Here is a 12,809-nt window from a genome sequence, read left to right as displayed (position 1 = left end):
CCCGTCGGGGAGACGGGGTATGGAGGACAAGATGCAAGCAAAGATACCGGCCACCGTCGTCACGGGCTTTCTGGGCGCGGGCAAGACCACGTTGATCCGTCACATGCTGGACAACGCAAACGGCAAGCGCATCGCACTGATCATCAACGAATTTGGCGATCTGGGTGTGGATGGGGACATTCTGAAAGGCTGCGGGGACGAAACTTGCAGCGAAGACGATATCATGGAACTGTCGAACGGTTGCATCTGCTGCACTGTGGCAGAGGATTTCATTCCGACGTTGGAAAAGCTGTTGAACCGCGATACGCCTCCCGATCACATCGTGATCGAAACCTCGGGTTTGGCGCTGCCTCAACCCCTCGTTCGAGCGTTTCAGTGGCCTGAAATCTCGACCCGCGTGACGGTTGATGGTGTTGTGACCGTGGTGGATGGCAAAGCCGTTTCGGACGGCCAATTCGCGTCGAACCTTGCGGCAATCGAAGCGCAGCGCAAGATGGATGATAATCTTGACCATGAAACGCCATTGTCAGAACTGTTCGCCGATCAGGTGGCTTGTGCCGACATGATCGTCGTGAACAAATCTGACCTGCTGGGCGAGGATGAAGCCGCGGCGCTGGTCGGCAAGCTGTCCGGCGATGCGCGCAAAGGTGTGCAGGTCGTGCGCACCTCAATGGGCGCGATTCCGATCGAGGTGTTGCTGGGTCAGGGCGTCGGTGCCGAAGATGATATGGCCGCACGTCACGAAGTGCATCACCATCACCACCATGATGATGACCACGATGATGACCATCACGACGATGATCACCACCATCATCATGACCACGACCATGATGCGTTCGAAAGTTTTGTTGTGACGCGGGCCGAAGTCGCTGATCCGGGAGCGTTTGCCGAACAGGTTGCCCAGACGATCCGCGACCACAACATCCTGCGCCTGAAAGGCTTTGCCGCCGTATCTGGGAAACCCATGCGCCTGACCCTGCAAGCGGTCGGTCCGCGCGTGGATACCTACTACGACCAGCCCTTCGGCGCACAACCACGCGAAACGCGGCTGGTGGTGATTGGCCAGTCGGGGCTGGATCGCGTGGCCATCGAAAAGGCCCTGGTGGCATGACCATCGACGTGACTCCCGGCGATCCCCGCGATCCCGGGGCCGCCGCTTTGCTTCGGCAAAGTCACGCGTTGATGGAAGAACTGTTCCCGCCGGAAGACAATTTCTATCTGGACATCGACGACCTTTGCGTGCCCGCGATTTCATTCTTCGTGGCGCGCGAGGAGGGTCGCGTGCTGGGCACTGGGGCGTTGGCCGACAAGGGCAGCTATGGCGAGGTGAAGTCGATGTTCGTCGCCACCGAGGCGCGCGGCAAAGGTGTCGGCGAGGCGCTTCTGGCGCGGATCGAAGAGACTGCCCGCCAAAAGGGTCTGGCCGCCTTGAAGCTGGAAACGGGCAATGTGCTTCACGCGGCGCACCGGCTTTACCAGCGCGCCGGTTTCAGCATTTGTGGTCCGTTCGGAGGCTACCCCGAGGCGAACAGCTCAATCTTCATGGAGAAGGCGCTGTGACGAATGCTCAGCCCTTCTTCGCCTTGGCGGCGGCTTTCATGCGTGCCAGCAGGGCCGCCTTGTCGTCCTTTCGGTTCAGCGGGTTCTTCTCGGTTCCACGGGCGTTGTGTTCGGAATGGCGCGGGGTGCCTTTGGCGGGCTTGGGCGCGCCGGCTGCTTTATAGTCCATCGTTCTACCTTGATTGGGCATGTGTTTGCCCGGTCACATAACACCAATTCGCAAAGGGCGCGACATGCATCTTCTGGCCGCCACACCCGGTTCCATCGACGACGGAAAGGAACCCGTCGATCTGGGGCAGACGCCTGCCGACGTGGTGTTCATATCGGCCGCAGATACGGAACTGGCAGGTCTGTCGCAAGCGCGCGGTGAGGTGACCAACCCACCCGGGTTGCGTTTGGCCAACATGATGCATCTGGCGCACCCAATGTCGGTTGATCTGCATATCGACAATTGCGCGACCAAATCCAGGCTGGTGATCGCCCGCGTGCTGGGCGGTGTCGGTTATTGGAAATACGGGGCCGAGCAATACGCGGCGCATTTGCGCGACACGGGCGTGCCCTTGGCCCTGTTGCCCGGTGACGACAAGCCAGATGCCGAATTGCGGGCGTTGTCGACGGTTTCGGATGAGGATTATGACGCGCTCTGGGCCTATCTGGTCGAAGGCGGGCCGGAAAATGCGGTCGGGTTCCTGAATTACACCCGTGCCATGCTGGATGGCAGCGACAAACCCGAAGCCGCACGCCCCTTGTTGCGCGCAGGCGTCTATTGGCCCGGCGCCGGGGTATCCGATCTGGACACGGCGCGGGCAGACTGGACCGATGGTGCCTCTGTGGTGCCGATTGTGTTCTACCGCGCGCTGGTGCAGGGGGCCGGGCTGAACCCGATCAACCGGTTGGTTCGGGCGCTGCTCAGGCAGGGTCTGAACCCTCTGCCCGTGTTCGTCGCGTCGCTGAAAGACCCGGTGTCGGTCGCGACGATGGAGCATTTGTTCACCGAGGCCGCTCCGGATGTGATCCTGAACTGCACCTCGTTCGCGGTCGGATCACCGCATGAGGGCGAGCATCAGTCAGGGGCATCGAACCCCTTCCAGATGCCTTGGTGCCAGGCCGCCCCGGTCTTTCAGGTCGTGCTTGCCGGATCCAGCGAAGAGGCATGGGCCGAAGGTCTGACCGGCCTGTCGGCCCGCGACATCGCGATGAACGTCGCGCTGCCCGAGGTGGACGGGCGCATCCTGTCCCGCGCCATAAGCTTCAAAGGCGAGGCGTTCTTTGACGACGCCACCGAATGCGCCATCGCCACCTATCGCGCGCGCGGCGACCGCGTGCAATTCGTGGCCGAGCTTGCCGCCAGTTGGGCCAAGCTGCGGCGGGCGAAAGCGGCGGATCGGCGCGTGGCATTGATCATGGCGAACTATCCCAACAAGGACGGGCGGCTGGCCAATGGTGTCGGGCTGGATACGCCTGCTGCGGTCGTTCATGCGCTGGGCCTGTTGAACATCAACGGCTATCGCGTTACCGGTGCCCCCGCCGACAGTGACACTTTGATGCAAGCGGTGATGACCGGACCGACCAACTGGCTGACAGACCGGGCCGCGCGCGCAGGCGGCGTCGCCCTGTCGATGGCGGACTATCAAATCAGCTATGGTCAACTGCCATGGACCTTGCGCGAAGCCATCGAAACGCGCTGGGGCAAGCCCGAAGCCGACCCGTTCTATACCCCCGGTGATGTCGATTGCGGATCGTTCGCCCTGGCTGTTCTGCAATATGGCAACGTGGTCGTCGGTGTGCAGCCCGCACGTGGTTACAACATCGACCCGACCGACACCTATCACAGCCCCGACCTTGTTCCGCCACACAATTACCTCGCCTTCTATTTCTGGCTGCGCCACACGTTCGGTGCCCATGCGATCGTGCATATGGGCAAGCATGGCAACCTTGAATGGCTGCCGGGGAAATCGGTGGCGCTGTCCGGTGAATGCTGGCCCGAGGCTGTGCTTGGCCCGATACCGCATGTCTATCCGTTCATCGTCAACGATCCGGGCGAAGGCACACAAGCCAAGCGCCGATCACAAGCGGTGATCATCGACCACCTGACACCGCCTTTGACACGGGCCGAAACCTATGGCCCGCTGCGCGATCTGGAAGCACTGGTGGACGAGTATTACGAAGCCGCCGGAGTTGATCCCCGCCGGATTGAATATCTGCGCCGCGAGATTCTGACGCTGACTTCGGCCACCGGGCTGGACGTTGATGTCGGGATGGTCGGAGATGACGAGGATCAGGATCTTGCCAAGCTCGACGCGTATCTGTGTGAACTGAAAGAAGCCCAGATCCGTGATGGTTTTCACATCTTTGGCCAGTCGCCGGAAGGCCGATTGGAGCGGGATCTTGTGCAAGCACTGGTTCGTGTGCCGCGCGGGTCGGGCGAGGGTGGAGATGCGTCACTCATCCGGGCTTTGGCCAAGGATCTGGAGTTGGACTTCGATCCGCTGGATTGCGACATGGCCGCGCCCTGGACCGGGCCGCGCCCCGACCTGTTGTCGGGCGAAGGGTCATGGCGCAGCCATGGTGATACGGTCGAAAGGCTTGAAGAGTTGGCATCGCGTATGCTCGACGGTGAAATCAAGGAACCTGGGGACGCCAGTGCTGCCGTTTTGACCGAGATTGCCGCGCGCGTGCGTCCCAATGTGGCAGCCTGTGGTCCCTGCGAGGAAACGGGGCTTCTCACCGCCCTTGCAGGGCAATTCGTCGCCCCTGCGCCGTCCGGCGCGCCAACCCGCGGGCGGTTGGATACGCTGCCAACTGGCCGAAACTTCTATTCCGTCGACAGCCGCGCCGTGCCCACCCCGACCGCCTGGGCGCTGGGCTGGAAATCGGCCAGCCTTTTGATTGAGAAACACCTGCAAACCCATGGCGATTGGCCGCGCGCCATGTTGGTAACTGCGTGGGGCACCGCGAATATGCGCACCGGCGGCGACGACATCGCACAAACGCTGGCGCTGATGGGTGTGAAGCCGAAATGGGACAGCGCCAATCGGCGCGTCACGGGGTTCGAGGTGATCCCGGCGACCGCGCTGGGCCGTCCACGTGTAGACGTAACGTTGCGTGTTTCCGGTTTCTTCCGCGATGCGTTCCCGCAGCTTATATCTCTGGTCGATAGCGCTGCGCGCGCAGTGCAGGCGCTGGATGAACCTGACGATGTGAACCCTGCTGCCGTGCGGGTGCGGGCGGGTGAGGCCGCGCATAGGGTCTATGGTTCGAAACCCGGTGCGTATGGCGCGGGGCTTCAGGCAATGATCGACGAACGGCTTTGGGCAAACAAGGCCGACTTGGCCAACGCCTATCTGGAATGGGGTGGGTACGCCTATGGCGCGGGCAGCGAAGGCGCGCGCGACCGGGAAGGGTTCGAGGCGCGGTTGAGCCAGGTCGAAGCCATCGTGCAGAACCAGGACAATCGCGAACACGATATCTTGGACAGCGATGATTATTACCAGTTTGAGGGCGGGGCGGCCGCTGCCGTGTCCACGTTGCAGGGGCGAGATCGGCCGATCTATCACAACGACCACTCGCGCCCCGAACGTCCCGTGATCCGCACCCTGGATGACGAGATCGGGCGGGTGGTGCGATCGCGCGTGGTGAACCCCAAATGGATCGAAGGTGTGAAGCGCCATGGCTACAAGGGAGCGTTCGAGATTGCCGCGACGGTCGATTACTTGTTCGCCTTTGCGGCCACCACGGGCGCGGTGAAAGGGCACCATTTCGATCTGGTTTATTCAGCCTTCATCGACGACGATGACACGCGCGACTTCATTGATGAACACAATGCGCCTGCGTTGAAGGAAATCGCCGAACGTCTGACCGAAGCGATAGAACGCGGGCTTTGGATGCCCCGGTCGAATTCGGCTCGGGCGCGGTTGGATGCGCTCAGATGAAACCCCGTCAAGTTTCGCCTGATGAAGATACCGCGCCCATCCTCGCGCTTCTGCATCGCGCGTTTGCACAGATGGAGGGGCGTATTGACCCCCCAAGCTCGCTGCACCGGTTGACCCCCTCTGGGATTGCGGAGCAGGCCCGCATGGGCGAGGTCTGGGTGATTGAAGATAAGGCTTGTATTTTCCTGACCCCGCAATGTGATGCAACGCCTCCAGATCTTTATATCGGAAAGCTGGCTGTGGACCCTACAGCGCGGGGGCAAGGGCTGGCGCGGCATCTGATCAAGCTTGCCGAAGACCGCGCCGCTGTGCTTGGTCTTTCACGTCTGGTTTTGCAAACGCGCGTTGAACTGGTCGACAACCACGCCATATTCCAACATCTCGGGTTCGTGAAAACTGCCGAGATTGCTCATGACGGGTTTGATCGGCCCACGTCGTATCGATTTGAGAAATCCCTGCGCGGGTAACGTCCATTACTGCGCCCAAGTGCCTTAGCCGCAATCAATCTCGGCCCGCTGGATGGCTTGATCACCGGACAATGACCCCTCGACCACCTTGCAACCAGTGGCCTGTTCGATGGCGGTCTTGGCGCGGGCAAGGATGACGGGGATTCGTGGCAACGCTTCGAAACTTGTGCGATAAACCTCAACCCAGTTTTCGCGCCGGTGAACCGAAAAGGTTGAGCCGTCGACGGTTGCTTTCTTCACGCTGGTGTCGGCGGACATGAACTGCGGGCTGGGGCTGTCGCAGGCGGCAACAACCAGGCCGGTTACAAGAAACGCGGCACAGGTACGAATGGGTTTCACTCTGACTCTCCTGTTTCTGGGCAGGTTGCGACAGGATGGTTAACAACCGGTTAAGAACCAGTGAGGTCGCAGGTGCGACAACATGTGCACCGCGTTTGCTTGCTTTGGGGGACAAACAGTTCTATTGATATTCAAGAAAATGAATATGAATGGAGAGGTCCAATGCACCCCAATCGCCCAGCGGACAAGTACTCGCCGCTCTACTTCCTTGCCTCGGTCGGGGCAGGTGGCCTGACGGTTACATTTTTCATGTATCTGATGTTCTGGGTGCCCCACCAAGACCGACCGGTGCCTGTCTTCGAAGACATATTCGCGACCCTTGGGGCCGGATCGGTCGGCCTGAAAACTGCCATTGCTGTGGCACTTGTCGGTATCGCGACATTTGTTTTTCTGAACATCAAGTATCTGGTGTGGAACCTGAAGGCCTTCTTGGCCTTTCGTAAATCGGACGCTTATGAATTGCTGAAGAAATCAAATGCAGAAACGACCATACTGGCAATGCCGTTGGCCCTGGCGATGAGCGTGAACGCGCTGTTCATTGTCGGCTTGGTGTTTGTGCCTGGCCTGTGGTCAATCGTCGAATACCTGTTTCCCTTCGCGATGGCGGCGTTTCTGGCCATCGGTGTTCAGGCGCTGATCTATATCGGTGATTTTCTTGGGCGCGTGTTAACCAACGGGGGAGTCTTCGATGTGACCGCGCATAACAGCTTTGCCCAGATGCTGCCGGCCTTCGCGCTGGCCATGATCGCGGTTGGCTTCTCGGCCCCCGCCGCGATGAGCACCAATTCCGTGGTCGTCGGCGTCTCTCTCGTCGGGTCAACCTTCTTCGGGATCGCCTCGGTTATCTATGCAGCGCTGGCCTTGTTCACGGCGTTCAACTCGATGCTGCATTATGGCACCTCGAAAGAAACCGCACCGACGCTTATGATCGTGATCCCCTTGATGACCGTTCTTGGCATCATGGCGATGCGTCAGAACCACGGATTGCATGCCACCTTCGAAGCCCAAGTGACGGCGGGCGAAACCATGGTCTTGCTGGCCCGGTTGCTGACGGTTCAGGTGCTGTTCGGCCTGATGGGTCTGGTTGTGCTGGCCCGCCATGGTTACTGGAAAAGCTATGTGATCGGCAACGAAACCTCGCCGGGGTCCTACGCGCTGGTCTGCCCCGGTGTGGCCTTGTCGGTGCTAATTCAGTTCTTCGTGAATGCCGGGCTGGTACAAGCGGGCTTGGTGGACAAATTCTCGGTGATCTACTGGATCGTGACGGCAATCGCCATTGCCTTCCAGTTCGCCATGATCGCTATGGTTTTCCGCCTGAACAAGCAGCATTTCGGGCGCGCGACATCGCAGGTTGTGCTTGCCGAGTGATCTGAACACCATCGAAATTGCAGAGGGCGTGCCTGAAACGGCGTGCCCTCTCTTGCATCTGGTCTTCATGACCCGCACAGTGAAGCGCGAGCAATTCATGAGGATACCATGACCGTAGACCCCGACCGCCACGCATCGAAGATGGCCAAGAAGAAAGCCGCCCGCGATAAGATCATGGCGACCAAGACCGACAAAAAGGGCTTGATCATCGTCCATACCGGCAAGGGCAAGGGCAAAAGTTCTGCCGCGTTCGGGATGATCTTCCGCTGCATCGCGCATGGCATGAAATGCGCTGTGGTCCAGTTCATCAAGGGTGGGATGGATTGCGGTGAACGTGATCTGATCAATGCCAAGTTCAGTGATGTGTGCGCGTTCTATACGATGGGCGAGGGCTTTACCTGGGAAACACAGGACCGCACCCGCGACGTGGAAATGGCGCAGGCTGCATGGGAGAAGTCGAAAGAGCTGATCCGTGATCCGTCGAACACCATGGTGTTGCTGGACGAGATCAACATCGCAATTCGCTATGACTATGTGGATGCGAACGAGGTCGTCAAATTCCTGGCCGAAGAAAAACCCGAGATGACGCATGTTGTTCTAACCGGGCGCAACGCCAAGGATGAACTGCTCGAAATCGCCGATCTGGTGACTGAGATGGAATTGATCAAGCACCCGTTCCGGTCAGGCATCAAGGCGCAACAGGGGGTCGAATACTAGGCCTCGAAGGAGGACGAGAGATGCCCAAATACTATATTGCCTATCACGAGCCGCGCGATGTGCCTGATGATAAGAAGGCAGATATGCAAGCCGCATATAAAGCGTGGATTGCCAAGTATTCCGACACTTTCGTCATGCCCGAAACGCCGTTCAAGGCGCAATGGACGGTAGATGGCGATGGCGCACGTGAAGGATTCAAGCAACCCATGATGGGCTTTTGCGTAATCGAAGCGGCCGACGCAGATACGGCATTGGCGATTGCCAGCGAAAACTCATTCCTCCAGATGGGCACCATTCATCTGGCGGAAATGATGGATATGCCGCAGGGCTGAAAGCGCCGGTCGCGGCCCTTCAACGCTGTTTCCCGATCTCGCGCAAGGCGTTCAGTGTCAGACTGGGCGTCGCAACCTGCGGGTCCAGCACCAGTTCGATCACCGCCAATGTATCGGCGGCTTTGGCGCGGGCAAAGGCGGCGGCGAAATCTTCGCCATTGGTCACGGTCTCGCCATGCCCGCCGTAAGCGCGGGCAAGCGCCGCGAAATCGGGGTTGGCCATGTCGGTGCCAGACACGCGCCCCGGATAGGTGCGCTCCTGATGCATTCGGATCGTGCCGTATCGCCCGTTATTGGCGATGATCGCGATGGGTTTGGCACCATGCTGGATCGCGGTGGACATCTCGTTCAGGGTCATCTGGAATTCACCGTCCCCTAGCCACGCAATGACGGTCCGGTCTGGATGTTCAAGGCTGGCAGCGACCGCGGCGGGAAACCCGTATCCCATGGACCCGGAGGTCGGGGCCAGTTGTGTGCCATGCTGCTTGAAGCTGAAATACCGGTGCAGCCAGGTGGCATAGTTTCCGGCCCCGTTGGTCACGATGGCATCGTCGGGAAGGTTTCTGGACAACCACAGAACGACCTCTTCCATCTTCACATTGCCGGGTGTCGTGACGGGCTGCTGAAACGCCTCATAGTCTGCGCGCGCGGACTTGGTCCAGTCTGCCCAGCGGGGCGCTTGCGTTCCATTCGTGCGCACAAGGGCGGCCAGCGCCTCTGGCCCGGTGGCCACCAGCGCCAGATCGGCGTGAAAGACGCGCCCCAATTCGTCCGGGTCGGGATAAACGTGCACGATACGCTTGCCTGTGGCAGCGGGGTCCAGAATTTCGTATCCGCCGGTTACACTGTCGCCCAGACGCGACCCCAGCACGATCAGCGTATCCGCATCGCACATACGCGCGCCCAGTTTCGGATTCATTCCAACCCCAGGGTCGCCGACATAGTTCGGGTGACGGTTGTCCATGAAATCCTGCCGACGGAAGGTGCAGGCGACCGGCAGGCCATGAGCCTTTGCAAAATCGGCAAGATTGCGGGCGGCGTCTGGGGTCCAGCCCGGTCCACCCGCGATCACCAAAGGCGTTTTCGCGTCTGTCAGTATCGCGGTGATTGCCTGCGCGTCCTCGGCTGTCAGGTGCCCATTCGTGCGTGCCATCGCCGGGCGGTCCGGCACGTCGGCATGGGCGCTCAGCATATCCTCGGGCAGGGCCACCACCACCGGGCCGGGGCGACCAGATCGGGCCATGTGGAAAGCGCGGGCCAGGTATTCGGGCAGGCGTTCGGTCTGATCCACCTCGCAAGCCCATTTGGCAAGTGTGCCGAACATGGCGCGATAATCGACCTCCTGAAACGCTTCACGGTCGCGGTGGCCCCGCGCGATCTGGCCGACGAACACCACCATTGGCGTGCTGTCTTGTTGCGCCACGTGAATGCCCGATGCGGCGTTGGTTGCGCCCGGTCCACGCGTGACGAACAGCACGCCCGGCTCTCCGGTCAGCTTTCCATGCGCCTCGGCCATCATAGCCGCGCCACCTTCCTGGCGGCAGACGATGTTTTCGATCCCGCTGTCATGCAGCCCGTCGAGCGCTGCCAGAAAACTCTCACCGGGCACTGAGAAAACGCGGCACACCCCTTCGGTTTTCAGGTGATCGACCAATATCTGTCCGCCATGCCGCATGTCTTCGCTCCTTATCGCTATTCAACCGTTGACCTTGCCCGATGCGCACCGCACCTTAGCGTGATGCAGCAGGAGGTTGACTTGTCTAAACATCGTTTGCTTGGCATGTCCGGGTCATTGCGTAAAGACGCAACGAACCGGCTTCTGATCCGAAATGCCGCCCGCCTGTATGGCGACGCCGAATTTACCGAGGCCGATCTTGATCTGCCCCTGTTCAACGCCGACGACGAAGAGGTGCACGGCGCACCTGACAGTGTTGTCCGACTGGCCGGGCAGATTGCTGTGGCGGATGCGGTCATTATCTCGACCCCGGAATACAACAGGATGCTGTCAGGCGTTCTGAAAAACGCACTTGATTGGGTCAGCCGCGTGAAGCCCTTGCCATGGACGGGCAAGCCGGTCGCGGTCATGTCTGCTGCAGCGGGGCGCGCTGGGGGGGTGAGGGCCCAGAACTCTCTGGTTCTGGCGATGATGCCATTTCAGCCGCGCCTGATCACCGGACCAGAGATGGCCGTCGCAGGCAGTCGTCAGGAATTTGACGATGATGGGCAGTTGAAAAGCGAACGATACGAAGCCACCCTGAAAACCCTGATGGAGAAATTGCAGGCCGAGGTCGAAAGTGGTTAGGCGCGTGCCCGACGTTAGAGACTGGCCGCGACCTTGAAATCCTCGGGGATGGTGTCGCGCCCGTCCAACACCAGATCGGCCATCACCTCGCCGACCTTTGGTCCCATCCCAAATCCGATCTTGAAGCCACCATTGGCGATGAAGTTATCGGGCCTGCCGGGGTAATGACCCAGCATCGGGGCGCGGGACTTTGCGCGAGGTCGCACCCCGGCCCAGCGTTCGATGACAGGGGCGTCCGCGATGGCCGGGCAGACTTCGCGAGCACGCGCGATCACATCGTCCAAGGCGTCATCGCAGCTTACGGGATCATCAAAATCGCGTTCGCTGGTGGACCCGATGGCAACCGTCCCGTTGGCATGGGGGATGATGTGTAACGCATCGGCGAACAGTTGTGGCAGGTGGGCGGCGTCATGCTGCAACAGGGCGCTTTGCCCCTTCACGCCGTTGCCGACGTGTTTGCTCAGCTCTTGCGACAGGGCCAGAAGCCCCTGCCAGCCGGTGGCCCAAACGACGCGCCCTTCTTCGTCTGCCGCGCTTGCAACCTCGCCTCCCTTGGCCTGAACTGCCCCGGCCAACGCCTTCGCAGCCAGTCGCGGGTTCATACGCGCGGTCAGCGTGTCGTGGATCAGGTATCCGGTAGCGCTGTCAGGTGCCCAGCCCGGAAAATCGGTGATGGGGCGAACCTCCCACATGGCCTTCCCTTGCCACAGGGATGCGGCCTCGGTCTTGCGGTCGTGGGCAAGGGCCAGAAGGCGATCATCGGCAATGGGTTGCAAGCGGCCAGTGCGGCCATACCCGGACGGCAGGCCAGACACCGCCTCGACCTCGGCCCAGTAAGCTTCCGCCATGATCAGGCTGTCGAATTGAAATGCCTTCTTGGCGTTCCAGCGTTCCGGCACATGCGGGGCCAATGCACCAACCAGCCCGCCAGAAGATCCGGCCCCGACGCCACCCGGATCAATCACCCTCACCTTCGCGCCTCGCTTCAGGCAACTCCACGCCACCGACAGGCCGAAAATGCCCGCGCCATAAATGGTCACATCCACGATTGCCAAAGCATCGGTCCTTCTTCATGGTCACGCGCGTTGGGCCGAGTTCTAGGGCAAGTCATGGCAAAGAACCAGATCGCAGACATCTCGTGGAAAGAAAGCGGCGTGCCGGTGGCGGCGCAGTTTGGCGACCCGTATTTTTCACTGGAAGACGGGTTGGCCGAAACGCGTCATGTGTTCCTGGGCGGCAACGATCTGTCTGCCCGGTTGGCGTCCGGGTTTCATATCGCGGAACTGGGCTTTGGCACCGGGTTGAACATGCTGGCGACGTTCTTGACTTGGCAGGAGGCGGGGGCGCCAAACCGCGCCCGCTTCACCTCGTTCGAAGCCTTTCCCATGACGGTGGAGGACATTGCCAAAGCGCTGGATGCCTTCCCGGAAGCGCGGGCCGTCGCTGCGCCATTCCTATCGGCATGGGGTGATGGTGCGCGCACGTTTGATCTGGACGGTTTTGCGGTCGAGGTGATCATGGGCGATGCCCGCCAAACCCTGCCCGCGTGGCGGGGCAAGGCCGATGCGTGGTTTCTGGACGGGTTCTCGCCTGCCAAGAACCCCGAGCTTTGGGGGGAAGACCTGATGATGCAGGTCGGCGCGCATACCGTCCCCGGTGGCACATTCGCGACCTATACCGCGGCCGGTTTCGTGCGTCGGGCGCTGGACGCGGCAGGCTTTGACGTGGAACGCGCACCGGGATACGGGCGCAAGCGGCATATGAGCCGCGGCACCCTGCGCCGTTGAGGAGC

13 protein-coding genes are annotated in these 12,809 nt (G+C 60.7%); 9 read left to right on the top strand and 4 right to left on the bottom strand.

Annotation, left to right across the window (positions count from 1 at the left end):
• Nucleotides 1-31 precede the first annotated feature (31 nt).
• Nucleotides 32-1,111 (top strand): cobalamin biosynthesis protein CobW, encoded by a 1,080-nt coding sequence (gene cobW / locus AC13C8_RS11385; RefSeq protein ID WP_091431864.1) that lies wholly within the window; start codon nt 32-34, stop codon nt 1,109-1,111.
• Nucleotides 1,108-1,560 carry a GNAT family N-acetyltransferase gene (locus tag AC13C8_RS11380; protein ID WP_482847386.1) on the top strand — a complete coding sequence of 151 codons (453 nt, stop codon included), beginning with the start codon at nt 1,108-1,110 and terminating at the stop codon, nt 1,558-1,560. The genes cobW and AC13C8_RS11380 overlap by 4 nt, the downstream gene beginning before the upstream one ends.
• Nucleotides 1,561-1,567: 7 nt before the next feature.
• Here the strand turns inward: AC13C8_RS11380 and AC13C8_RS11375 are convergent, their stop codons facing one another.
• On the bottom strand, nt 1,568-1,729 hold the full coding sequence (locus AC13C8_RS11375) for a hypothetical protein (protein ID WP_177179257.1): 162 nt from the start codon (nt 1,727-1,729) through the stop codon (nt 1,568-1,570).
• Nucleotides 1,730-1,793: 64 nt separating this feature from the next.
• On the opposite strand from AC13C8_RS11375, the gene cobN reads away from it, so the two are divergent.
• Both cobN and AC13C8_RS11365 read left to right on the top strand, forming a co-directional pair.
• Nucleotides 1,794-5,492, top strand: a complete 3,699-nt coding sequence (gene cobN, locus AC13C8_RS11370) for a cobaltochelatase subunit CobN (protein WP_482847384.1) — start codon at nt 1,794-1,796, stop codon at nt 5,490-5,492.
• On the top strand, nt 5,489-5,959 hold the full coding sequence (locus AC13C8_RS11365; protein WP_482847382.1) for a GNAT family N-acetyltransferase: 471 nt from the start codon (nt 5,489-5,491) through the stop codon (nt 5,957-5,959). The genes cobN and AC13C8_RS11365 overlap by 4 nt, the downstream gene beginning before the upstream one ends.
• 24 nt (nt 5,960-5,983) lie before the next feature.
• Here AC13C8_RS11365 and AC13C8_RS11360 read toward each other — a convergent pair whose 3' ends face one another.
• Nucleotides 5,984-6,298, bottom strand: coding sequence for a hypothetical protein (locus AC13C8_RS11360; protein WP_091427300.1), 315 nt, complete (start codon nt 6,296-6,298; stop codon nt 5,984-5,986).
• Between the two features lie 162 nt (nt 6,299-6,460).
• On the opposite strand from AC13C8_RS11360, the gene AC13C8_RS11355 reads away from it, so the two are divergent.
• The 3 genes from AC13C8_RS11355 (at nt 6,461) to AC13C8_RS11345 (ending at nt 8,715) form a co-directional block, all read left to right on the top strand.
• Entirely contained in the window at nt 6,461-7,666 is a 1,206-nt protein-coding gene (locus AC13C8_RS11355; RefSeq protein ID WP_482847380.1) for a TsoY family (seleno)protein, read from the top strand.
• A gap of 108 nt (nt 7,667-7,774) precedes the next feature.
• Nucleotides 7,775-8,383, top strand: a complete 609-nt coding sequence (gene cobO, locus AC13C8_RS11350) for a cob(I)yrinic acid a,c-diamide adenosyltransferase (RefSeq protein ID WP_091427296.1) — start codon at nt 7,775-7,777, stop codon at nt 8,381-8,383.
• 20 nt (nt 8,384-8,403) lie between these two features.
• Nucleotides 8,404-8,715, top strand: coding sequence for a YciI family protein (locus AC13C8_RS11345; protein WP_091427293.1), 312 nt, complete (start codon nt 8,404-8,406; stop codon nt 8,713-8,715).
• A 19-nt stretch (nt 8,716-8,734) separates the two neighbouring features.
• Here AC13C8_RS11345 and AC13C8_RS11340 read toward each other — a convergent pair whose 3' ends face one another.
• A complete protein-coding gene (locus AC13C8_RS11340; RefSeq protein WP_091427291.1) occupies nt 8,735-10,390 on the bottom strand; it encodes a thiamine pyrophosphate-binding protein in 1,656 nt (551 codons plus the stop codon).
• Between the two features lie 81 nt (nt 10,391-10,471).
• Here AC13C8_RS11340 and AC13C8_RS11335 point away from each other — a divergent pair, with 81 nt between their 5' ends.
• Nucleotides 10,472-11,017, top strand: a complete 546-nt coding sequence (locus AC13C8_RS11335; RefSeq protein ID WP_482847377.1) for an NADPH-dependent FMN reductase — start codon at nt 10,472-10,474, stop codon at nt 11,015-11,017.
• Nucleotides 11,018-11,031: 14 nt separating this feature from the next.
• On the opposite strand, the gene AC13C8_RS11330 is transcribed toward AC13C8_RS11335, so the two are convergent.
• Nucleotides 11,032-12,072: an NAD(P)/FAD-dependent oxidoreductase gene (locus tag AC13C8_RS11330; protein WP_482847376.1), complete on the bottom strand. Its 1,041-nt coding sequence runs from the start codon at nt 12,070-12,072 to the stop codon at nt 11,032-11,034.
• A gap of 54 nt (nt 12,073-12,126) precedes the next feature.
• Here AC13C8_RS11330 and mnmC2 point away from each other — a divergent pair, with 54 nt between their 5' ends.
• Complete coding sequence (mnmC2, locus tag AC13C8_RS11325) at nt 12,127-12,804, top strand: tRNA (5-methylaminomethyl-2-thiouridine)(34)-methyltransferase MnmC2 (RefSeq protein ID WP_091427286.1); 678 nt, start codon at nt 12,127-12,129, stop codon at nt 12,802-12,804.
• The last annotated feature ends 5 nt before the right edge of the window (nt 12,805-12,809 follow it).

The sequence above is a fragment of the Aliiroseovarius sp. B-4 genome (genome assembly GCF_056857795.1).
This window is presented reverse-complemented; position numbering and strand designations above follow the sequence as displayed.